Source organism: Stenotrophomonas sp. YJH_SMC_123, assembly GCF_059368215.1.
The window spans coordinates 222,500-244,470 of the sequence record NZ_JCAFRM010000004.1; the positions used below are offsets into that span (position 1 = coordinate 222,500).

Consider the following 21,971-nt stretch of genomic DNA (forward strand, 5'->3'; position numbering starts at 1 on the left):
GGAGTTACATTGCGACAGATTCAGGTACCAGCGCGGGGGCGTGAAGGCAGCGCATCCCGGGACAGGCTGGAGCAGCCGGTTGAGCCGTCGCAGCCGGGGCCAAGTGCAGACGGTGCAGGGTAATCAGCTCGCAGTCCTCCGTAGCGCAGGTCGTTTGTCCAGGCACCAGCGTCAAGGTGAGCTGCCCGCCGGCGGCGCTGGACAGGCCTGCCAGGTCGATGGGGTATTCACGCGTCCCTGCTTCGATCTGAAGCAAGCCGAGCGGGGCGTCGTTGGCCAGCACCGTGAGCTCGCGAGGTGACTGCGCCGACAGTGAAAGGACTGCCTGCAGCCGGGCGGGCTCGGATGGCAGGCGCAGTCGTAGCGAGGCGGCCGCGCCACGAACGCTGCGCCCTTGGGGAGAGGGACCGTGCCAGCCACAGGAAATGAAACGATTGCTGGCATCGGCGCTGAAATCCACCGACGATCCCACAGGCAGTGCCTCGTAGGCAGGCAGCAGGGTATAGCCATCCAGTCGCACCGCAGCGTCTGGCGATACGCCGACACGGACTTCAGCCAGGGGCAGGTCTTCAGGGAATACATACCTGGCTTCCAGCATCGTCCCGTCACGTCCATCGGCCGTGTCCAGCAGCGCATGGCGGTCGTAGGTCTGTGCCCCGTAACTGGCAACGACGTCGGCCCAGGCACCGTTGGCGGGGTGGGCCACGCCCTGCAGGCTGAGGGTGTAGTTGCCTGCGCACAGATCCTGGTAGGCGCCATAGGCCAAGGTCCCTTCCGCACCCTGCGAGAACAGCTTTCCATCCATCGCTTCACCGACGATCGTATGGCTCGCATCGAAGTGGGTGCGGATGATGAAATCGTTGCGCAGCTGGGATGCCGGGGGCGCTTCGCGTGCAGCCTGCAGCAGTTCCGGCACCAACGCGCCGGCCTTGAGCGATTGTTGTGACACCACGCGAGCCGTTCCGTCAGCGCTCCCCCACAGGCACCACTCATCGGCGGGCTGCCGTTCGTCGAACGCAAAGCAACGATCAATGTAGAGGACCTGCTGGGAATTACCGCCGGCCAGAAGGTGGCCAGAGCGGATGCCGTTCGTGCCAAGCTGGGCAATTCGGCCGCGGTCATCGGCAGCGATGGCCAAGGGCGGAGTCAGCGTCTGCTTACCCAACTGGATGACGCCATCCACCAACTGCAGGTGATCGTCGATCCGGCCCAGCTCCCATAGCGTGCTGGAATAGGCCATGAAACCTGGCAGGTGGTCCTCGCTGGCATCTGGTTCCCGACCGGGTCGGACACTCAATGAAGTACCTGCGCCCTTCACGGAAAGCTGTGAGCGGCCAAAGCCGAGTGCCACTCCCCCTTGCAGGGCATCAAGCAGTGAGGCGCCGGTATCGAGGGTGGTCGCGGGTCGATCAACCTGCCTCGCGCGCAGGTCGCTGCCGAACATGAGAAGAAGGTTGCTGCGATCAGCATCTCGCAACAGGTCGGCAATGTCGTTGGGCAGGGCCAGATGGTCCGATGCAACAACAATGATTGTATTGCGAGCGTAGGGACTGGCGCGGATGCGGCGTACGAAATCAGCAACCAGTCGGTCCGAGCAATGGATTGCGTCGAGCATCGGCCTGCGCTGGCCAAGCCCCTCATAGGCGACATCGAGGCAGGCATGGGGGATGTGTCCGCTTGGATGATGTGTATCCAGAGTCAGGCCGACGAGGGCGAAAGGCGTGGTCTGCTGCGAGAGCGCAGCGAAGCGGTCCCAGAGCGCATCCAACAGGACATCATCGTGGACGCCCCATGGCGAGAAACGGTTGTCGCCCAGCTTCAGGCTCTTGAAATAGGAGCGATCGCGTACCGTGCCGAAGCCGTGGCTGGCGAGGAACTGTCCCTTTCCAGCGAAATCAGAAGCGGCGCCACCGATGAACTCGACGTCGTATCCGCGCTCGCGCAGGTGATCGGTCAGGCAGTACGCGCCAGGCAGGAAGCGGCCGATGCTTGCATAGCCATTGGCGTCCTGGCTGAGGGAAAGGGGGACGCCGCACAGGGAACTGACCATGCCGGCGATCGTCCACGTGCCGCCTTCGCGCGAGTCCACGTGCCGGAAATCCACGGCCTCGCTGCGCAGCTTGTTCAACTCTGGCGCAAGGCCAGGGAATCGCGACTCATCGAGATAGGTGCGCTCGAAGCTTTCGGCGTAGAGAATCACCACGTTGCGGTGATTCCCGAGCGGGGCGTCGGGACGTACGTACTGGTCCCCTTGTGCCGGTGCAAGACGTGCCTGCCGATCCTGGCGTACCAGTGTCGCGACGTCGTAGACGATCGGATTGAAAACCAGCGTCGCCAGTAGAGAAGCCGCGAACAGGGGACCGGCGGGTGCCCACCTCCGTGCCGAATGCAGGCGGGGCATGAAAGCGAGGGCCAGGCATGCCACCAGTGCTGCCGAAAGCAGGCCGATGGGCAAGCTGAAATCAGCGGCGCCTGCGCCGCGCATGCCTGCGCGCAGATGATAGATCACGGCGTAATCGATGCCGTTGCCACTGAGTGCATCAATGAAGAGCCAGATCGCCAGCAGTGCTCCGCAGAGCGCAGTGACCAGCAGCTTCCATCGCTGTCCATGTGTGCAATGTCGCGCAAGCAACGCGAGCATTCCGATCCATGCCGCAAAAAACAGGCATTTCATCGCCATCTGCATTCTCTCCCTCCGGTTGGAGCGATGGGAGGGGAAATGCTACAGAATCAAGACAGCGCAAAAGGCGTGTTGCAATATGCCGACATGTTTTGACGAGTGGCAGGGTGGGCAATGTCTGCCCACCCTGCGAGTTGCTACGCAGGTTTCGACTACAGCGCCTTTTCCAGCTCCGGCAGGATTGCAAACAGATCGCCCACCAGGCCGATATCGGCAATCTCGAAGATCGGCGAATCCGGATCCTTGTTGATCGCGACGATCGTGCCGGCATCCTTGATACCGGTCAGGTGCTGGATGGCGCCACTGATGCCGACGGCCACGTAAAGTTCCGGCGCGATGATCTTGCCGGTCTGGCCGACCTGCAGGTCGCTGGGCACGTAGCCGGCATCAACCGCAGCGCGCGAGGCACCGACGGCGGCACCGAGCTTGTCGGCCAGCTGGAAGATGACCTTGAAGTTCTCTTCCGAACCGACACCACGGCCACCGGAGACCACGCGCTTGGCGCTCTGCAGGTCCGGGCGGTCGCTGGCACCAGCGGCGAGGCCGACGAAGCGGGTGTGGGTCGGCAGGGCAGCATCGACGCTGGCCGCTTCGATGGTGGCGCTGCCGCCCTGGGCGGCTTCCGGCCACGAGGCGGCACGCACGGTGGCAACCACGATCTGGTCGGCCGGGGCTTCCACGGTGATGATCGCGTTGCCGGCGTAGATCGGGCGCTTGAAGGTGTGGCTGCCTTCAACGCTCATCAGGTCGGAAACCTGGTTGACGCCCAGCAGGGCGGCCACGCACGGCATCAGGTCCTTGCCGAAGGTGGTCGACGGGCCGAACACGTGGGTGTAACCCTTGGCCAGCTGCGCGATCTGCGGTGCCAGCACCTGGGCGATGGCCTGCGCGTTGGCAGCGTTGGCCACGGTCAGGACCTTGGCGACGCCAGCGATCTTCGCGGCCTCGGCAGCCACGGCAGCCGGATCGGCGGCCAGCACCAGCACGTCGATGCTGGCGCCGCTGATGGCGGCAGCAGCGCTGACGGTCTTGGCGGTGGCGGCGTTGAGCTTGCCGTCGTGGTGCTCGGCGATGACGAGAATCCTGCTCATTACAGCAACCCCTTCTGCTTGAGTGCGGCAACCAGTTCGGCCGCGTCCTTGACCATCACACCCTTGCTGCGCTTGGACGGCGTGGCGTACTGGGTGGTCTTGAAGGTGTCGGCGGCTTCAACGCCGAGGTCGGCCAGCTGCAGGGTCTCCAGCGGCTTGGCCTTGGCCTTCATGATGTCCGGCAGCTTGATGAAGCGCGGCTCGTTCAGGCGCAGGTCGGTGGTGACCACGGCCGGCAGATCGACTTCCAGCGTTTCCAGGCCGGCGTCGACTTCGCGGGTCACCGTGGCCTTGCCGTCGGCAATGTCCAGCTTGCTGGCGAAGGTCGCCTGCGGGCGCCCCCACAGCGTGGCCAGCATCTGGCCGGTCTGGTTGGCGTCGTCGTCGATCGCCTGCTTGCCCAGGATCACCAGGTCCGGCTGTTCCTTCTCGATCAGCTTGAGCAGGGTGCGCGCGGCGGTCAGCGGCTGGATGGCCTGGTCGGTGACCACATGGACGGCGCGGTTGGCGCCCATGGCCAGGCCGTTGCGCAGGTGCGCCTGGGCATCGGCCGGGGCGATGGTGGCGACCACGACTTCGCTGGCGATGCCCTTGTCGCGCAGGCGCAGGGCCTCTTCCAGGGCGATTTCATCGAAGGGGTTGGGGGACAGCTTGACGCCGTCGGTGACCACGCCGGAACCGTCCGGCTTGACCTGAATGCGGACGTTGTAGTCCACCACGCGCTTGTACGCGACGAGGATTTTCATCTGGTACGGGGTCCTTCAATAACGGAGAGAACGTCCGGTCCTCGCACAGCAACCGGTTCGGGGGTGGGACCCCGATTCTAACTGGCCTTTGTCGACCATGCGAATGCGTATGGTGAAACGGCGTCCTGTATCCACGTCGCCTGAGTGGCTACTCTAGCGGCCGGTTCCGCTGCCCCGCCACATGCCTTCATTGACCTCGCCCCCTCCATACCGCCTGCTGCTGGCGATTGCCGTTGCTGGTGTGGCCATGCGCCTGCTGTTCGTGCAATGGATCCCCTTGCAGCCCGTTGCCGATTTCGGCCGCTATCTGGAGGTTGCCAGCAGCGTTGCCAGCGGTGGCGGCTTCCGGATTTCAGGCATTCCCTATGTGTCCCAGCCTCCGTTGTACCCCGGAGTGCTCGGCGCCTGGTTCATGCTCACCGGCGTGAACGTGGGCGCGGGCAAGATTCTCAATGTCCTGCTCTGGGCCGGCACGCTGGTTTCGTGGATCGGTCTGGGGGTGCGCCTCCAGCTGCGCCCGGCCTGGCAGGTTGCCTCTCTGGCAGTGCTGGCATTCCATCCGGCGCTGGTCGCCTACAGCAATGTACTGGGTACCGAATCGCTGTCACTGTTCCTTGCCGTGTTCGGCATGCTTGTGGCGGTCGTGCGTTTTCCGGGCCGATGGCTGCTGCTGGGAGCCGTGCTGGCACTTACCGCGTTGAACCGGCCACAGATGCTGCCGTTGCCGGGAGCCGTGGCACTGGCGTTGCTCCTGCGTGATGGGATGCGCATCGCCACCTGGCGGCGGATCAGCATGGTGGTGCTGGGTTTTCTGCTGGTACTGGGGCCGTGGACCCTGCGCAACGCAGTTCTTTTCGGCCAGTTTGTGCCCGTCAGTGCAAACAGCGGGTATGTGCTGATGGTCAACAACAACGATGCCAATGCGCATGGCGGGTGGATGCCCTTGAAGGATGTCCCGCTCCAGGCTGACGACAAGGCCCGGTTCGCCGATGCTGGATTTCCCCAAGGGTTCTTCAGCGGAGAAAGCGAGGACTGGAAGCTCCGCCACTGGACGCCTGCGGCCGACGTGATTGGCTCAGCAATTGGCCGCCGTTGGATTTCCGAACACCCCGGCCGCTTCCTGGAGTTGGCGCTGCTGCGCGTGCGCGGATCGTTCGATGTCGGCAGCCTCCTGCATTGGCCGTTCCTGGAGAGAGGCGGTGCTCCGGTGTGGCTGGGTAGGTTGACGCTGGCACTCAACATTGCGTTGACGGCCTGGACGATGGTTGCGCTGCTGCGCATCTGCCTCCACCTGCGCCGCTGGCAGCCCGTTCATTGGCTTGCCGTGGCCACACTTGGCCTGGGAATGGTGTCGATCCTGCTGTTCGAGGGGCAGGGACGCTACCTCCTGCCACTGGTCCCAGGGGCGCTGTTCATCATTGCCGCCGCGGGCAGGCTACGCTTGCCCAGCCGGATCAACGCTTGATATCCCGTGGTCCTCCGAACCCTTCGCTGCAGACACGTCCCAACCCGTACCAATCAGGAGAACAGGTAGTGCCCACATGGCTTGTCACCGGCGGTGCCGGATTCATTGGCGGTAACTTCGTTCTCGAAGCGGTCGCCCGTGGCATCAAGGTCGTCAATCTCGACGCACTGACCTACGCCGGCAACCTGAAGACCCTGGCCAGCCTGGACGGCAACCCGCGGCATGTGTTCGTGCAGGGCGATATCGGCGACAGCGCGCTGGTCGCCCGCCTGCTGACCGAGCACCAGCCCGATGCAGTGCTGAACTTCGCCGCCGAAAGCCACGTGGACCGTTCCATCGACGGCCCAGGCGCCTTCATCCAGACCAATGTGGTGGGCACCCTGGGTTTGCTTGAAGCGGTACGCGACTACTGGAAGGCGCTGCCGGCCGGACAAGGGGCGGCCTTCCGCTTCCTGCATGTGTCCACCGATGAGGTGTATGGCACCCTGGGCGAGACCGGCAGGTTCAGTGAAACCACCCCGTACGCCCCGAATTCGCCGTACTCGGCGTCGAAGGCCGCTTCGGACCACCTGGTGCGTGCGTTCCACCACACCTACGGGCTGCCGGTGCTGACCACCAACTGCTCCAACAACTACGGCCCGTATCACTTCCCCGAGAAGCTGATCCCGCTGGTGATCGCCAAGGCGCTGGCTGGCGAACCGCTGCCGGTGTACGGCGATGGCAAGCAGGTGCGCGACTGGCTGTTCGTGTCCGACCACTGCGAAGCGATCCGCACCGTGCTGGCCAAGGGCCAGGTCGGCGAGACCTACAACGTCGGCGGCAACTCGGAAAAGCAGAACATCGAAGTGGTGCAGGCGATCTGCGCACTGCTGGACCAGCGCCGTCCGCGCGAGGACGGCAAGCCGCGCAGCAGCCAGATCACCTATGTCACCGACCGTCCTGGCCATGACCGCCGCTACGCGATCGATGCTTCCAAGCTGAAGAACGAGCTGGGCTGGGAACCGGCCTACACCTTCGAGCAGGGCATCACCTTCACCGTCGACTGGTACCTGGACAACCAGGACTGGGTCAACGGCGTGCTCGACGGCAGCTACCGCCTGCAGCGCATCGGCACCACGGACTGAACCCAGGAGACACCATGACCCAGCGCAAGGGCATCATCCTCGCCGGTGGCTCCGGCACCCGCCTATATCCAATCACCAAGGGTGTCAGCAAGCAGCTGCTGCCGGTGTATGACAAGCCGATGATCTACTACCCGCTCAGCGTACTGATGCTGGCGGGCATCCGCGAAGTGCTGATCATCAACACCCCGCACGAGCAGGCGCTGTTCCAGCAGCTGCTGGGCGACGGTTCGCAGTGGGGAATGGACATCCAGTACGCGGTGCAGCCGAGCCCAGATGGCCTGGCCCAGGCCTACCTGATCGGCCGCGACTTCGTGGCTGGCAAGCCGAGCTGCTTGGTGCTGGGCGACAACATCTTCCACGGCCACGGCCTGCGCGAGGTGCTCAAGCGTGCTGACGAGCGCGTGCACGGCTCGACCGTGTTCGGGTATTGGGTCAATGACCCGGAACGGTATGGCGTGGCCGAGTTCGACCAGGGCGGCAAGGTGATCGATCTGGTGGAGAAGCCGGAAAAGCCGCGCTCCAACTATGCGGTGACCGGCCTGTACTTCTATGACGGCAAGGCCTGCGATTACGCGGCCGAATTGAAGCCGTCACCGCGTGGCGAACTGGAGATCACCGATCTCAACAAGCGTTACCTGGCCGAAGGCGACCTGCACCTGGAGGCGCTCGGCCGTGGCTATGCGTGGCTGGATACCGGTACCCACCAGTCGCTGCTGGAAGCATCCAACTTCATCGAGACGATCCAGACCCGTCAGGGCCTGCAGGTCTGCTGTCCCGAGGAAATCGCGTTCGGCAAGGGCTGGATCAACGCTGGACAATTGGAAGCGCTGGCCGCGCCGTTGATCAAGAACAGCTACGGTGAATACCTGCATAAGCTCGCCGTGCGTGGAGTCGTTCCATGAAAGTGATTGAAACCCGGTTGCCCGGCTGCGTGGTGATCGAGCCGGCGGTGTTCGGCGATGCCCGCGGTTATTTCTTCGAAACCTGGAATGCCGAGCGCTTCGCCGCGCTGGGCCTGCCGGACCGTTTCGTGCAGAGCAACGTGTCGACGTCCGCACAGTGCGTGCTGCGCGGCCTGCATTACCAGTGGCCGCGGCCGCAGGGCAAGCTGGTCAGCGTGCTGGAAGGCGAGGTCTACGACGTGGCCGTGGATATCCGCCGCGGTTCGCCGACCTTCGGCCAGTGGGAAGCGGTGGTGCTGAGCGCGGAGAACAAGAAGCAGTTCTGGATTCCAGAGGGCTTCGCGCACGGTTTCGCCGTACTGTCCGAGCGTGCGGTGTTCAGTTACCTGTGCACCGAGGTCTACCTCAAGGACTTCGATGCCGGCGTACGCTGGAATGACGCCGGCATCGCCGTGGACTGGCCGGTCAGCGCACCGACCCTGTCGGCCAAGGACGAGAACGCGCCGTTCCTCAAGGACATTGCTGAAGATCGCCTGCCGGTCTACGTGCCATGACCGTGCTGGTGTTCGGTGGCAACGGGCAGGTGGGCCAGGAGTTGCTGCGCGCGCTGGCGCCGCTGGGGAAGGTGATTGCAACCACGCGCAGCGGACAACTGCCCGACGGAAGTACCTGTGAAACGGCCGATTTCGGACAGCCCGACAGCCTGCCGGCATTGCTGGACCGCGTGCAGCCATTGGTAGTGGTCAATGCGGCGGCTTACACCGCTGTTGATCGCGCCGAACAGGACGTCGATGCGGCCTTCGCCGCCAACGCGCAGGCACCAGGCGTGATCGCGCGCTGGTGTGCGGCGCATGGCGTGCCGTTCGTGCATTACTCCACCGACTACGTGTTCGACGGCCAGGGCAGCGCGCCCTACCGCGAGGACCAGCCGACCACACCGCTCGGCGTGTATGGCACGAGCAAGCGCGATGGCGAGGACGCGGTGCGTGCGGCCGGTGGCCGCCATCTGATCTTTCGCACGGCGTGGGTGTATGCCTCGCACGGCGCGAACTTCCTGCGCACCATGCTGCGCGTGGGCGCCGAGCGCGATGCGTTGCGGGTGGTGGCCGACCAGATCGGTACACCGACGCCGGCCGCGTTGATCGCCGATGTCACCGCGCAGGCACTGCAGCATCCTGGGCAGTTGTCGGGTACCTGGCACCTGACCGCCAGCGGCCGGACCAGCTGGCATGGCTTTGCCGAGGCCATATTTGCCGAGGCGTTGGCCAGCGGCGTGTTGGCCAAGGTGCCGACGGTCGAGGCGATTCCCAGTTCCGAGTATCCGACCCCGGCCAAGCGCCCGGCCTGGTCGGTGCTGGACAACCGCAAGCTGCAGCAGGATTTCGGCGTCGTGCTGCCGAGCTGGCAGGATGGCCTGAAGCGGGTGATGGCGGAGCTGGCCTGACGGCCGTAGCGCCGGGCCATGCCCGGCGACGCAGCGCTGCCGGGCCGATCAGGAACGGGTCAGAGCCCGTTGCGCAGCAACGGGCTCAGACCCGGGCAAACCTCAGCTGCGCCCGTAGGTATCCTCGAACCGCACGATGTCATCCTCGCCCAGGTAGCTGCCGGACTGCACTTCGATCAGTTCCAGCGGCAGCTTGCCCGGGTTGCGCAGGCGGTGGGTCACGCCCAGCGGAATATAGGTGCTCTGGTTCTCGCTGAGCAGGATCACCTCGTCACCACGGGTCACTTCAGCGGTGCCGCTGACCACGATCCAGTGTTCGGCGCGATGGTGATGCATCTGCAGGCTCAGCGTGCCGCCGGGCTTGACCGTGATCCGCTTGACCTGGAAGCGCTCGCCGTTGTCGATCGAATCGTAGGCACCCCACGGGCGATAGACCTTGCGGTGCCAGGTGGCCTCGCTGCGGCCTTCGGCCTTCAGCTGCGCCACTACGGTCTTGACCTCCTGCATGCGGTCGGCCTTGCCGACCAGCACCGCGTCGTCGGTTTCCACCACCACCACGTCATCCAGCCCGACCAGCGCCACCAGGCGCTGTGCGTAGGCATAGGTATTGCGGCAGTCGATGGCGATCACGTCGCCCTGGTGGGCGTTGCCATCGCCGTCCTGCTGCGAGACATCGCGCAGCGCGGTCCACGAGCCGACATCGTTCCAGCCGGCATCCAGTGGAATCACCACGGCATCGGCGGTCTTCTCCATCACCGCATAGTCGATCGAATCGGACGGAACGGCAGTGAAGGCCTCCTTGTCCAGGCGGGTGAAATCGGCATCGCGACGCGCCTGCTGCCAGGCCTGGCGGCTGCCGGCGAGCATGGCGGGCTGGAAGCGTTCCAGCTCCTGCAGGTAGCGCGAGGCCTTGAACAGGAACATGCCGCTGTTCCAGTAGTACTGGCCGCTGCTGACGTAGCGGGTGGCGGTGCCCAGGTCGGGCTTCTCGACGAAGCGCTCGACCGCGCGCAGGCCCTGGCCATCGGCGGCCTTGATATAGCCGTAGCCGGTTTCCGGGCCGGTCGGCACGATGCCAAAGGTCACCAGCTTTCCGGCTTCGGCGGCAGCGGCGGCGGCCTGGACAGCGCTGCGGAATGCAGTCTCGTTGTTGATCACATGATCGGAGGGCAGCACCAGCAGCAGCGCGTCGCCGCCGTCGCGGGTGGCTTCCAGCGCGGCCACCGCGATCGCCGGTGCCGTGTTGCGGCCGACCGGCTCAAGGATGATCGCGGCTGGCTCGGCGCCAACCTGCTGCAGCTGCTCGGCGGCAACAAAGCGGTGTTCCTCGTTGGCAATCACCAACGGGCCGCGCGCGGCAATCGGCGCCACCCGCTGCCAGGTGGCCTGCAGCATCGTCTGTTCGCTGGCCAGCGGAAGGAACTGCTTGGGATAGGCTTCGCGCGAAAGCGGCCACAGACGGGTACCGGAGCCACCGGACAGGATGACAGGCTGGATAGTGCTCATGGCCTTCCTTTGATTATTTCTGCAGCAGGGAGGAAATCTCGTCGGTACGCGCCTGCATCAATGCAGCGTCTCCCCGCGATTCCACATTCAGGCGCAGCAGCGGTTCAGTGTTGGAGCTGCGCAGGTTGAAGCGCCAGTCGCCGAAATCGGCGCTGACGCCATCGGTGTAGTCCAGCGCGGGCGACTGCGCGGCGAAGTGTTCCATCACGCGTGTGACCGCAGCCTTGGCATCGGCAACCTTGAAGTTGATCTCACCGCTGCAAGGGTAGGCGGCCATGCGGTCTTCAACCCAGTCGGCCAGCGAGCGGCCGCTTTCGGAGACCAGCTGGGCGATCAGCAGCCACGGAATCATGCCCGAGTCGGCATACGCGAACTCGCGGAAGTAGTGGTGGGCGCTCATCTCGCCGCCGTACACGGCATCCTCCGCGCGCATCTTTTCCTTGATGAAGGCGTGGCCACTCTTGCACAGCACTGGCACGCCACCGGCCTGTTCGACCATCTCCACGGTGTTCCAGACCAGGCGGGGGTCATGCACGACCTTGCCACCCGGATGGTGGGCGAGGATTGCCTTGGCCAGCAGGCCGACCAGGTAGTAGCCCTCGATGAAGCGGCCGTTGTGGTCGAAGAAGAAACAGCGGTCGAAATCGCCATCCCACGCAATGCCGAAGTCCGCGCCATGTTCGCGCACGGCGTCAGCGGTGGCGGCGCGGTTTTCCGGCAACAGTGGATTGGGAATGCCGTTGGGGAAGCTGCCGTCCGGTTCGTGGCAGATGCGGATGAACTCGAACGGCAGGTGCGGTGCCAGCAGGTCGACGATGGCACCGGCGCCGCCGTTGCCGGCGTTGACAACGATCTGCAGTGGCTTGAGCTTGCTGGTGTCAACGTAGCTCAGCAGGTGCTGGATGTAGGCGCTCTTGTCATGCTGGGCGATCTGGCCGGCGCAAGGCGGCTGTGCCGCGGATGAATCGGCGGCGACCGCATCGGAGATCGCGAACAGGCCGGTATCGGAGCTGATCGGCCGGGCGTTCTCCTTGACCAGCTTCATGCCGTTGTAATCCATTGGATTGTGGCTGGCAGTGACCATCACCCCGCCGGCAGCCCCCAGGTGATCGGTCTGGAAATAGACCTCCTCGGTGCCACACAGGCCGATGTCGATGACTTCGCGGCCGGCACCGCGCAGGCCGGCCGCCAGCGCGTCCTGCAGCGCGGGGCTGGTCAGGCGGACGTCGTGGCCCAGCACCACCGGGCCCGGAGCGAGCTGTGCATTCAGGGCCGTGCCGATCCGGCGTGCCAGGTCTTCGTTCAGTTCTTCCGGCACGCGGCCGCGGATGTCATAGGCCTTGAAGGCGGGCAGGGGCATCGGTCAGATCCAATGTGAGCTTAGCCACTGATTGTAGCCTTTGTCCTGTATGGGAATCGTTTCCATTCCGCAACTCCCGGTGATTGGCTGAGGGTATCGGGTACGCGGGGGCGCCCGTACCGCTTGGCAAGCGGGTAAACGGCCGCTGGCTGGGCGATCACGGCCAGGCCAGCCTGCGTCAAGTGGCCGGGAGCCAGCAGCAGCCCCAGGAGTTCCTGCCACTGGCAGCCAAACGCGATCACGCCGTTGCTGGCGTACTTGACGTGGCGGAGCAGGACCGGCGGGCGATGGCCGGACGCGGACAGCTGCAGGGATGACGCAGGCTTGTGGCGCGGTTGCTTCCCCCCGCCAGGAATTTCTGGCCGAGCATTTCACCCTGGCGACGCGCCTGTCGCCGCATGGCTGCGTGCCGCGACATCTGACAGGCAGCGTTCACCCTTTTCCAGCGGCCACGCGTCCGTCCCGCGAAGCAGGCCCTCTTCGTTGCAGGTCCGGGCCATCAGTGCGGGCGAGCCGGGCGCCGCGCCCACCACCGGCAGGAGAAACCCCCATGCAACGCAGCCCTTGGCGATGCCTCGGCAATGCTGCGGCGCATCCAGCTCTTTCGTTGCCTCCGGCTAGAATGCGGTCATCCTCAACGTGCAGGGCAGTAGAGCAATGCAGCAATCGACTTCCGGCGGAAAGCGCGGCAAGCGCTTCGCCAGTGCGACGGAGGCCCTGCAGGGGGTGGTCGCCGATGGACAGACCCTGGCCGTGGGCGGCTTTGGCCTGTGTGGCATTCCCGAGGCGCTGATCGCTGCGCTGCGCGACAGTGGCGTCAAGGGCCTGACCGTGATCTCCAACAATGCCGGTGTCGATGGCTTCGGACTGGGCCAGCTGCTGGAAACCCGGCAGATCAAGAAAATGATTTCGTCCTACGTGGGCGAGAACAAGGAATTCGAACGGCAGTTTCTGGCTGGTGAGCTGGAGCTGGAGTTCAACCCGCAGGGCACATTGGCCGAGCGCCTGCGTGCCGGTGGTGCGGGTATTCCGGCGTTCTTCACTGCCACCGGCTATGGCACGGTGGTTGCCGAGGGCAAGGAAACCCGCGAGTTCGACGGCAAGCACTACGTGATGGAGACGGCGCTGCGCGCCGATGTGGCACTGGTCAAGGCCTGGAAGGCCGACGAGGCCGGCAACCTAGTGTTCCGCAAGACCGCACGCAACTTCAACCCGGCCTGTGCGATGGCCGGCAAGGTCTGCATCGTGGAAGTGGAGGAGGTGGTGCCGGTCGGTGCCATCGACCCGGACCAGGTGCACCTGCCAGGCATCTATGTGCACCGCATCGTGCACAACGCGCATCCTGAGAAGCGAATCGAACAGCGCACCATCCGCGCGGAGGGCAACTGACATGGCGTGGACCCGTGACGAGATGGCGGCACGCGCCGCCCAGGAGCTGATCGATGGCGCCTACGTGAACCTGGGCATCGGCCTGCCGACGCTGGTTGCCAATCACATTCCCGAAGGCGTGGATGTGTGGCTGCAGTCGGAGAACGGCCTGCTCGGCATCGGCCCGTTCCCGACCGACGCTGAAGTCGACGCGGACCTGATCAATGCCGGCAAGCAGACGGTTACGGCGCGTGCCGGTGCCAGCTACTTCGGCAGCCACGACAGCTTCGCGATGATCCGCGGTGGCCATGTGAACCTGGCCATCCTTGGCGCCATGCAGGTCACCGACACGGGTGACCTGGCCAACTGGATGGTGCCCGGCAAGATGGTCAAGGGCATGGGCGGGGCAATGGACCTGGTCGCCGGCGTGCAGCGCGTTGTGGTGCTGATGGAGCACACTGCCAAGAACGGCGAGCACAAGATCCTGGCCGAATGCACGCTGCCGTTGACCGGCGTGGGCGTGGTCGACCGCATCATCACCGATCTGGCGGTGTTCGACGTGACTGACAAGGGCCTGTTGCTGGTGGAGGCCGCGCCGGGTGTCAGCGATGAAGAGCTGAAGGAAAAGACCGGCGTCGCGTTCCGGCGTTGAGGACAATGATGTTGTCGCGCAGCGCCAGCCTCAGGGTTGGCGTTGTGGGCTTGCGACGACGTAGCCGGCGTTGGCAACAAGGTCCGGCAGCAACTGCATGACCGGATCAAGTGCATTGTCGTTGTCCAGCTCACTGGGATAGCAGTGCGCATCCAGCAGTGACCGCAACGCCGACGCCCGCAGCCACATCGTGCCTGCTGTCTGCGGCGTAGGGGCGTCGGCCATCCCCAGCCGCGCCGCCCAGCGGAGATGACGGCGTGTAACGGCGACGGCCTCCGGAGTGGATGCCGCGAACATGCCCAGCGCAGGTTGCTCATCGAACTGTTGAAGCACAGCGTCGAGATCGGCCGTTCCTGGTAGCTGCGGTCTTGCCTCGCCGCTTCCGCGGAGGTCCAGCCAGCAGGCCAGCAACGATGGATCCGGACCAAAAGCCTCCAGGACCTGCACGATGCTGGACAAGGCATTGCCCGCATGGCCGATGATATCGACCGCAGCGTCATGAGGGCGCTGCGCCATTGGAATGAAAACACGGTAGCTCACGCCCAGGCCGCTGGCGGCCTCGCAAGCTGTAGCGATCAGCCCGGGATCATCAATGAGAATCAGCAGGCAGGCCCGCAGGGGGCCGGCGGGCGAAGCCGGGGACAGCGCTTGGCGCGTCGCGTCAAGCCAGGCATGCCCAAGCCGGGCATCCGGTTCCAGCACCGCGCCTTCGGCCCATTCGTTCCAGGCATTGATGAAGACCATGCGTTGGCGCGCAGGCGCCAGGGCCAGGCGTTCATGGATCGTGGTGCGCAACCAGTCGCGGTAGCCACGGGGTGAGGCGTGCAGGTACACGCGGCCGCGGCCGGAACGACGCGCCTCGTTGTCCCAGCCCGGGTTCACGCCGGGATAGAGCGGATAATCCGGAAGCGGCCGCGCTGCGATTTCTGCAGCCAGTTCGCGCCAGTCGCGTACATCGCCATTGAAGGCAGGATTGAGCAGCCACTGCTGTGCCGACAACGAGCGCGGGTTACTCATGTTCGGCGGGAATTCGACGGCGGCATCAAAGCCGATATCGCGCGGATCCGGTCGCTCGAAGCCTTGGACGTAGGCCAGGTGGATCTCGCCCACGCCGTTGTCGCGGCACCAGCGGCGCCAGCGCTCGGCAGTCGCCCGGGCGTCGGGCAGCAGGTTCGGGCGATAGACCAGCAGCATCGGCCGACCCTCGACCTTCAATGCACGGCGGTCGCGCAGGTAGGGCGCGACATGTGCGATGAAGGCCAGATCGTCCTCTGCGCTGTGCTGCTGGCCGATCAGGATGTCGTCGTCGCGGCCGTCCCAGCGTCGTGCCCAGTTCTCGTTGGCCCAGCACAGGCAGAACGGCAGGTCGATGCTGTCATCGGCCAGCCATTGACGCAGCGGGTCCTCCATCAGGGTGCGGCCGCTGAACCAATAGTAGTAGAAGCAGAATGCGCCGATGCCGTACTCCGCAGCCAAGCGTGCCTGGTCACGCATCACCTGCGGGTTGCGCAGGTCATAAAAGCCGAGGTCGGCCGGCAGGCGGGGTTGGATGTGACCTTCGAACTGCGGCAGGGCGCGGGTGACGTTGCGCCACTCGGTAAAGCCCTTGCCCCACCAGGCGTCGTTCTCCGGGAAGGTATGGAACTGCGGCAGGTAGAAAGCGACCAGCGTCGCCGGCATGGGTGACGGCAATGCTCCCTCACGCCATGGCACGTGGCCGATCGCCGGTTCATCGGCACGCCAGCGCAGCTGGGCACTGGCGCGCGCGCCCCCCTCATCCTGCTGCCCCTTGGGGGGCGGCGGCACCCAGTCGCCATGCCGTGCCAACAGCCGGGTGCGCAACCGGTCGCGCTGCGCCTGCGGCAACGGCAAGGCCCGGAACACGGCGCGCAGCAACGGGAACAGCGACTGGCGCAGGCTCATCGGGCGAGGCCTCGCGACAGCGGGCGGTAGGACGGAATCAGCATCTGGGCAACGGTCATGGCGCCATTTTCGGTGCTGGCGGCCATGACGGCAAACGGCGGCGTGCTAGCGTGTGACCATGCTGTTCCCCCACGACCTGCCCGATGCCGATGTCCTGCACCTGCCGGGATGGCTGGCTGCGGCCGAGGCCGACCAGCTCCTGTATTCGCTGCAGGCCGAAGTGCCCTGGGAAACCCATCGCATCCGCATGTTCGGCAACTGGGTGGACTCGCCGCGGCTGAGCTGCTGGATCGGCGACCCGCAGGCCCGCTATCGCTATTCCGGTGCCGAGTTCGTGCCGCGCCCCTGGCCGCCGGTGTTGCAGGCCATGCGCGGGCGCCTGGAAGCCGAAGGCCACGGCCGCTTCAACAGCGTGCTGCTGAACCGCTACCGCGGTGGCGGTGACTACATGGGCTGGCACAGCGATGACGAGCCGGAGCTGGGTCCGGCCCCGGTGATCGCGTCGCTGAGCCTGGGCGCGGCGCGCCGATTCCTGCTGCGACGCCGCGACGACCCGGCACGCAAGGCTGAATTCGTGCTGGGCCACGGCGACCTGCTGCTGATGGCCGGACAGACCCAGCGCTTCTACCAGCACGCGCTGCCGAAGATGGCGCGGGTGCACGGCGAGCGGATCAACCTGACCTTCCGTTGGATTTCGCCGCGTTGACGAAGAAGGGGTCAGGTCCCTTTCCGGCCGGAAAGGGACCTGACCCCGTAACCACATGCCCGGCGAATGCTGCGATCAGCGCGCAATGGTCGGCTGGTCGGCCTGCCCGCTCTGCAGCGTCCAGCCCACCACGTCCTGCGCCAGCTGCTGCAGGCCACGCTCGAACGCGGCGGTCACCGCCGGTACGTCGGTGCTGCCGACCGGCTGCGCCTGGCGGAAGGTGCGGTCAGCGACCACACGCTGGTCGGCGACATGGATCAGCTTGGCGTTGACCTCGATCACCACGGTGGGCGTGGCCTGGCCCTGGTAATCCGATTCGAAGCGGCGCACATCGGTGGACAGCTTGTAGTCGGCGCGGATGCCGGCGGTGCTGCGGGCCACGCCGCGGATGCGGCCGGAATCCTCGAAGCCACGCAGCAGGGTGTCCTCGATCATGTCGGTGGCCGGCTGCGCCCAGCTGGCGCCCTTGTAGATCTCAAGCTGCGACGGTGTCGGCCGCACATTGATGCGCGGGCTGTCGACCATGCGCGCGGCGCTGGGCTTGGCCAGTACCAGCTGCCAGCTGGCCTGCGGCCACGCCGGGTCCGCCTTGACCTGCACGGACGGCGAGTACAGCGTCACCGCGGTTTTCTCGCTGCTGCCGAGGATGGAGCAGCCCCCCAGCAGGGTGACCATCGAAGCGGCCAGCAGCAGGCGCGGAAGGGTGGTCGGGCTCATTTGGGTTCGAACTCCTTCGGTGCGTCGCGGCCCAGCAGGTAGCGCGCGGGGTTGTTCTCGAGGCGGTCGCTGACCCGGCGCAGGTCGCGGATCAGGCCGCGCAGTTCGGTCAGCGTCGGGCCCAGCTGGCCGAGGCCATCGTTGGCGAAGCTGTTGATCGCGGCGCGGTTCTCGCCAAGGATCGAATCGGCGTTGCCGGCGGCCGAGTCGAGCTTGGCCAGGGTGCCGTCCAGCTTGTCGATGATGCCCGGCAGCTGCTGCACCAGGTTCCTGTCCAGGCGCTCGATGGTGCCGTTGGTGGTCTTCAGCGTGGTGTCCAGGCTGCGGGCGGCGTCGCGCGCGCTGAGCAGCAGCGCCTGGGTACCCTGGTCACGGTCGGCCAGGCCGCCGCTGATCGTCTCCAGGTTGGCCAGCGTCGCGTTGATCGAGGCCACGTTGCGGTCGCTGAGGATCTGGTCCATGCGCTCGACGATGCGGTTGGCGACGTCGGTGATGTTCTGCAGCGCAGAGGGCGTGGTCGGGATGATCGGTGCCGGGTCCTTGTTGACCGTGGTCAGCGCCGGCGACTGCGGCGTGCCGCCGCTGAGCTGGATGATCGACGGGCCGGTCAGGCTGGTGATCGCCAGCTTGGCGCGGGTATCGGTCTTGACCGGCGTGTTGGAGTTCAGGCGGATGCGCGCGACTACCTGGCGCGGGTCGTCCGGCACCAGGTTCAGTTCGGTGATCGAGCCCACCGCGATGCCGTTGTACTGCACCGGGCTGCCCACCGACAGGCCGGTCACCGCTTCGCGGAACACCACGCGGTACTCCTGCCAGGTACGGTCGGAGGAGTATTTGGCGGCCCACAGGCCGAAGGCCAGCAGGGCCAGGCCGGTGATCAGGGTGAACGCGCCGATCAGCACGTAGTTGGCTTTGGTTTCCATGGCTCAGGCACTCTCGATCTGTTCGCCACGCGCGGCGCGCGCGCGGGGTCCGTGGAAGTATTCCTGGATCCACGGATGATCCAGTTTCTCGATGTCAGGCAAGGGTGCGTTGGCCACCACCTTGCGGTCGGCGATCACCGCGACCCGGTCGCAGATCGCGTACAGCGTGTCCAGGTCGTGGGTGATCAGGAACACGGTCAGCCCCAGCGCTTCCTGCAAGGTCTTGATCAGGCGGTCGAACGCGGCCGCGCCGATCGGGTCGAGCCCGGCGGTGGGTTCGTCCAGGAACAGCAGCGGTGGATCCAGCGCCAGCGCGCGGGCCAGGCCGGCGCGCTTGCGCATGCCGCCGGACAGCTGCGAGGGCAGCTTGTTGATCGCATCGGCGGGCAGGCCGGCCAGTTTCACTTTCAGCAGCGCCAGTTCGTAGTGCCAGCGCTCGGGCAGCTCGCGGTGGTGTTCCTTCAGCGGCACCTGCACGTTCTCGCCCACGGTCAGCGAGGAGAACAGGGCGCCGTCCTGGAACAACACGCCGGTGTTGCGCTCGATGTGCAGGCGGCTCTCGGCGTCGTCGGCACGCGCGTCGCGGCCGAGTACTTCGATCTGCCCGGCATCGGGCACGCGCAGGCCCAGGATCGAGCGCATCAGCACCGATTTGCCGGTACCGGAGCCGCCGACCACGCCCAGGATTTCGCCGCGGCGCACATCCAGGTCCAGGTCTTCGTGCACGGTCTGGCTGCCGAAGCGGTTGACCAGACCACGCACGCGGATGGCCAGTTCGTGGCCCTGGTCGTCGCGCATGTCGATGGAGTCGGGGAGGGCGGATGTGCTCATGTCACCAGTCCATGTGCATGAACCACAACGCCGCGAAGGCGTCGATGATGATCACCAGCGAGATCGTCTGCACCACGCTGGAGGTGGTGCGCTCGCCGACCGACTGCGCGGTGCCCTCGACCTTCAGTCCTTCCAGGCAGCCGATCAGGCCGATCACCAGCGCGAACACGGGTGCCTTGGACAGGCCGACCAGCAGGTGCCGCACTTCCATCGTCTCGTGCATGCGCGCGATGTACATCTGCGGCGGGATGTCGAGGTCGAACGCGCCGACGGTGATGCCGCCGGCCAGGCCCGCGATCATCGCGATGAAGGTCAGCAAGGGCAGGGTGACCAGCAGCGCCAGCAGTCGCGGCAGCACCAGCAGGTCGACCGGGTCCAGGCCCAGCGTGCGCATTGCATCGATCTCCTCGCGTGCCTTCATCGCACCAATCTGCGCGGTGAACGCACTGGCGGTGCGGCCGGCCAGCACGATCGCGGTCAGCAGTACCGCGAACTCGCGCAGGAAGGCGATGTTGACCAGCTCGACCACGTAGATCTCGGCGCCGAAGTCGCGCAGGATGGTCGAGCCGAGGAATGCGATCACCGCACCCACCAGGTAGGACAGCAGCGCCACCAGCGGTACCGCATCCAGCCCCACCTGCTCCATCTGGTGCACGGTGGCGGTCAGCCGGAAGCGGCGGGGTTCCTTGACCAGCCGGGCCGCCTTGACCAGGTTCTCGCCGAGGAAACTGCACAGCGCCTTGATGTTGTGGCCAGTGGCGTGGACGCTGACACCCAGCCGTTCCAGCGCGGCCAGCACGCCGAAATCGCGCTTGGCCTTGGGGCGGTCGTCGGCCACTTCCTCGATGGTGCACACCAGCGCCTGGTGGTCCGCGCGGAACTGCAGTGCGTCTTCGTGCAGATCGGCACGGTGGGCCACGCGCAGCACCTGCAGCACGCCGGCCGAATCCAGCTGCTCGATGCCGGTGGCATCGATGCCGGTCAGCTTGTCGGGAACGCCGTGCAGGACCTCGGCCGCGGCCAGCGCGGTCTTCAAGGTCCAGGTGCCGGACAGGTGGATCAGGCCCGGGTCATGGGCATCCTGTTCGAGCTGGGGGGCGAGGTTCGGGGTGACGTGGGCCATTCGGGTCGCAGCATAACCGTTCTGTATCGGGCTTCGCGTCGAACTCGGATGAATTTCTCCGGTGGGCCCCAGCGTAGGTAATACTACGGCGCATGTCCGCAGACGCTCACACGATCCCCACGCCCCAGGCCACCTACGCACAGCGCGTGGCCTTTGTTTCCGAGATCGCCGGACGCCTGCACAGCTATGGCACCACGGCCCAGCGCCTGGAAACGGCGGTGGTGGCACTGGCCCGCCAGCTCGATCTGGATTGTGAACCGTGGTCGAATCCCACCGGTATCATCCTCAGCTTCAGCGATCCGGCGCAGGCGATCGGCTCCAGCGACATCACCCGCGTGATCCGCCTGGCGCCCGGTGAGAACGACCTGCACAAGCTCAGCGTCGCCGACCATATCGCCGAAGAAGTGTCCAACGGGCGGATGAGCATCGCCCAGGGCCATACCGCGCTGCGCCAGCTGGACAAGGATCCGGGCCGGCGCGGCAAGCTGCGCACCATCCTGTCATTCACCCTCGGCGCGGCCGGCGTGGCCGGCATGTGGAAGCTGCCGTGGCTGGACATCGCCACCGCCGGTGTCATCGGCCTGATGATCGGCCTGCTCGGCATGGTCACCGACCGCCGCCCGGCCACCCGCGAAGCGGCCGAGGCGCTGGCGGCGCTGCTGGCCGGCATGGTCGCCACCCTGGTGGCGTCCTTCATTGGCGCGCTCAACCTCAATACGGTGATCATCGCCTCGCTGGTGGTGCTGCTGCCCGGCATGTCACTGACCAATGCGGTCAATGAGCTGGCCAGCCAGCACTGGGTGTCGGGCACCGCGCGCTTTGCCGGCGCGCTGACCACCATCATGAAGCTCAGCGTCGGCGCGATGATCGCGGTAACCCTGGCCGACGTGCTCGGGCTGGATCCGGTGATCCGCGCCGCGCGGCCGCAGGGGCCGTGGGTGGAGTGGGGTTCGCTGCTGACCGCGGCCTTTGCGTTCGCGATGCTGTTCAAGGCCAACCGGCGCGATTACCCGTGGGTGATCGCCGCCTCGGTGGCCGGTTATGCGATCTCCAAGTTCGGCGGCCATGCCTGGGGCGCGCCGGCCGGCATCTTCCTGTCGGCGATGCTGCTGACCGCGGGCGGCAATCTGTTCGGTCGCCTGGTCGGGCGTCCGGGCGCGATCATCCGCCTGCCCGGCATCATCATGATGGTGCCCGGCAGCACCAGCCTGCGCGGTGTGCTGACCCTGGTCCAACAACAGGATGTCGGCGCCGGCCAGAGCGTGTTCCTCACCGTGCTCAACGTGGTGATGGCGCTGGTCGCCGGCCTGCTGTTCGGCAACCTGCTGATGCCCGCTCGCAAGACCCTGTGATGATGTCGGTGGGTGTGGACCCCGGTCCACACACCGGAGAATGAAAAACGCCGGCGTC

At 65.9% G+C, this 21,971-nt stretch carries 19 protein-coding genes; 9 read left to right on the plus strand and 10 right to left on the minus strand.

Annotation, left to right across the window (positions count from 1 at the left end; genetic code table 11):
* Nucleotides 1–4: 4 nt before the first annotated feature.
* The 3 genes from AC5P5W_RS11595 to AC5P5W_RS11605 form a co-directional block, all read right to left on the minus strand.
* On the minus strand, nucleotides 5–2,686 hold the full coding sequence (locus AC5P5W_RS11595) for a sulfatase-like hydrolase/transferase (RefSeq protein WP_171957956.1): 2,682 nt from the start codon (nucleotides 2,684–2,686) through the stop codon (nucleotides 5–7).
* A gap of 146 nt (nucleotides 2,687–2,832) precedes the next feature.
* Nucleotides 2,833–3,771, minus strand: coding sequence for an electron transfer flavoprotein subunit alpha/FixB family protein (locus AC5P5W_RS11600; RefSeq protein ID WP_014645853.1), 939 nt, complete (start codon nucleotides 3,769–3,771; stop codon nucleotides 2,833–2,835).
* Complete coding sequence (locus tag AC5P5W_RS11605) at nucleotides 3,771–4,517, minus strand: electron transfer flavoprotein subunit beta/FixA family protein (protein ID WP_495221150.1); 747 nt, start codon at nucleotides 4,515–4,517, stop codon at nucleotides 3,771–3,773. The genes AC5P5W_RS11600 and AC5P5W_RS11605 overlap by 1 nt, the downstream gene beginning before the upstream one ends.
* Before the next feature lie 247 nt (nucleotides 4,518–4,764).
* Here AC5P5W_RS11605 and AC5P5W_RS11610 point away from each other — a divergent pair, with 247 nt between their 5' ends.
* The 5 genes from AC5P5W_RS11610 to rfbD all read left to right on the plus strand — a co-directional run bounded on the left by AC5P5W_RS11610 (nucleotide 4,765) and on the right by rfbD (nucleotide 9,452).
* A complete protein-coding gene (locus tag AC5P5W_RS11610; RefSeq protein ID WP_053494801.1) occupies nucleotides 4,765–5,982 on the plus strand; it encodes an ArnT family glycosyltransferase in 1,218 nt (405 codons plus the stop codon).
* Nucleotides 5,983–6,050: 68 nt separating this feature from the next.
* Nucleotides 6,051–7,106, plus strand: coding sequence for a dTDP-glucose 4,6-dehydratase (gene rfbB / locus AC5P5W_RS11615; protein WP_069118021.1), 1,056 nt, complete (start codon nucleotides 6,051–6,053; stop codon nucleotides 7,104–7,106).
* Nucleotides 7,107–7,120: 14 nt separating this feature from the next.
* On the plus strand, nucleotides 7,121–8,008 hold the full coding sequence (gene rfbA, locus AC5P5W_RS11620) for a glucose-1-phosphate thymidylyltransferase RfbA (protein ID WP_053494803.1): 888 nt from the start codon (nucleotides 7,121–7,123) through the stop codon (nucleotides 8,006–8,008).
* Entirely contained in the window at nucleotides 8,005–8,562 is a 558-nt protein-coding gene (gene rfbC / locus AC5P5W_RS11625; RefSeq protein ID WP_197574382.1) for a dTDP-4-dehydrorhamnose 3,5-epimerase, read from the plus strand. The genes rfbA and rfbC overlap by 4 nt, the downstream gene beginning before the upstream one ends.
* Nucleotides 8,559–9,452: a dTDP-4-dehydrorhamnose reductase gene (rfbD, locus tag AC5P5W_RS11630; RefSeq protein WP_197574383.1), complete on the plus strand. Its 894-nt coding sequence runs from the start codon at nucleotides 8,559–8,561 to the stop codon at nucleotides 9,450–9,452. Before rfbC ends, rfbD begins: the two co-directional genes overlap by 4 nt.
* 102 nt (nucleotides 9,453–9,554) lie before the next feature.
* Here the strand turns inward: rfbD and AC5P5W_RS11635 are convergent, their stop codons facing one another.
* Together AC5P5W_RS11635 and AC5P5W_RS11640 are read right to left on the minus strand one after the other, a co-directional pair.
* Nucleotides 9,555–10,958 (minus strand): mannose-1-phosphate guanylyltransferase/mannose-6-phosphate isomerase, encoded by a 1,404-nt coding sequence (locus AC5P5W_RS11635; protein ID WP_053494806.1) that lies wholly within the window; start codon nucleotides 10,956–10,958, stop codon nucleotides 9,555–9,557.
* A 13-nt stretch (nucleotides 10,959–10,971) separates the two neighbouring features.
* Entirely contained in the window at nucleotides 10,972–12,318 is a 1,347-nt protein-coding gene (locus AC5P5W_RS11640; protein ID WP_053494807.1) for a phosphohexomutase domain-containing protein, read from the minus strand.
* A 657-nt stretch (nucleotides 12,319–12,975) separates the two neighbouring features.
* Here AC5P5W_RS11640 and AC5P5W_RS11645 point away from each other — a divergent pair.
* Both AC5P5W_RS11645 and AC5P5W_RS11650 read left to right on the plus strand, forming a co-directional pair.
* Nucleotides 12,976–13,707: a CoA transferase subunit A gene (locus AC5P5W_RS11645; protein ID WP_053494809.1), complete on the plus strand. Its 732-nt coding sequence runs from the start codon at nucleotides 12,976–12,978 to the stop codon at nucleotides 13,705–13,707.
* A gap of 1 nt (nucleotide 13,708) precedes the next feature.
* A complete protein-coding gene (locus AC5P5W_RS11650) occupies nucleotides 13,709–14,338 on the plus strand; it encodes a 3-oxoacid CoA-transferase subunit B (RefSeq protein WP_197574384.1) in 630 nt (209 codons plus the stop codon).
* A gap of 30 nt (nucleotides 14,339–14,368) precedes the next feature.
* On the opposite strand, the gene AC5P5W_RS11655 is transcribed toward AC5P5W_RS11650, so the two are convergent.
* Entirely contained in the window at nucleotides 14,369–16,261 is a 1,893-nt protein-coding gene (locus AC5P5W_RS11655; protein WP_197574385.1) for a glycoside hydrolase family 99-like domain-containing protein, read from the minus strand.
* 118 nt (nucleotides 16,262–16,379) lie between these two features.
* Between AC5P5W_RS11655 and AC5P5W_RS11660 the strand changes: the two genes are divergently transcribed.
* Nucleotides 16,380–16,967: an alpha-ketoglutarate-dependent dioxygenase AlkB family protein gene (locus AC5P5W_RS11660; protein ID WP_014645863.1), complete on the plus strand. Its 588-nt coding sequence runs from the start codon at nucleotides 16,380–16,382 to the stop codon at nucleotides 16,965–16,967.
* 75 nt (nucleotides 16,968–17,042) lie between these two features.
* Here the strand turns inward: AC5P5W_RS11660 and AC5P5W_RS11665 are convergent, their stop codons facing one another.
* From AC5P5W_RS11665 to AC5P5W_RS11680, 4 genes are read right to left on the minus strand one after another with little or no spacing between them, the layout of a single operon-like run.
* On the minus strand, nucleotides 17,043–17,684 hold the full coding sequence (locus tag AC5P5W_RS11665) for an ABC-type transport auxiliary lipoprotein family protein (RefSeq protein WP_197574386.1): 642 nt from the start codon (nucleotides 17,682–17,684) through the stop codon (nucleotides 17,043–17,045).
* The gene (locus AC5P5W_RS11670) at nucleotides 17,681–18,607 is read right to left on the minus strand and encodes an MlaD family protein (RefSeq protein WP_057500367.1); all 927 of its coding nucleotides are present in this window, start codon (nucleotides 18,605–18,607) and stop codon (nucleotides 17,681–17,683) included. Before AC5P5W_RS11670 ends, AC5P5W_RS11665 begins: the two co-directional genes overlap by 4 nt.
* Before the next feature lie 3 nt (nucleotides 18,608–18,610).
* Nucleotides 18,611–19,438, minus strand: coding sequence for an ABC transporter ATP-binding protein (locus AC5P5W_RS11675; RefSeq protein WP_014645866.1), 828 nt, complete (start codon nucleotides 19,436–19,438; stop codon nucleotides 18,611–18,613).
* 1 nt (nucleotide 19,439) lies between these two features.
* Nucleotides 19,440–20,561 (minus strand): MlaE family ABC transporter permease, encoded by a 1,122-nt coding sequence (locus tag AC5P5W_RS11680; RefSeq protein ID WP_180835249.1) that lies wholly within the window; start codon nucleotides 20,559–20,561, stop codon nucleotides 19,440–19,442.
* Between the two features lie 92 nt (nucleotides 20,562–20,653).
* On the opposite strand from AC5P5W_RS11680, the gene AC5P5W_RS11685 reads away from it, so the two are divergent.
* Nucleotides 20,654–21,913 (plus strand): threonine/serine exporter family protein, encoded by a 1,260-nt coding sequence (locus tag AC5P5W_RS11685; protein ID WP_046428410.1) that lies wholly within the window; start codon nucleotides 20,654–20,656, stop codon nucleotides 21,911–21,913.
* Nucleotides 21,914–21,971: the final 58 nt, after the last annotated feature.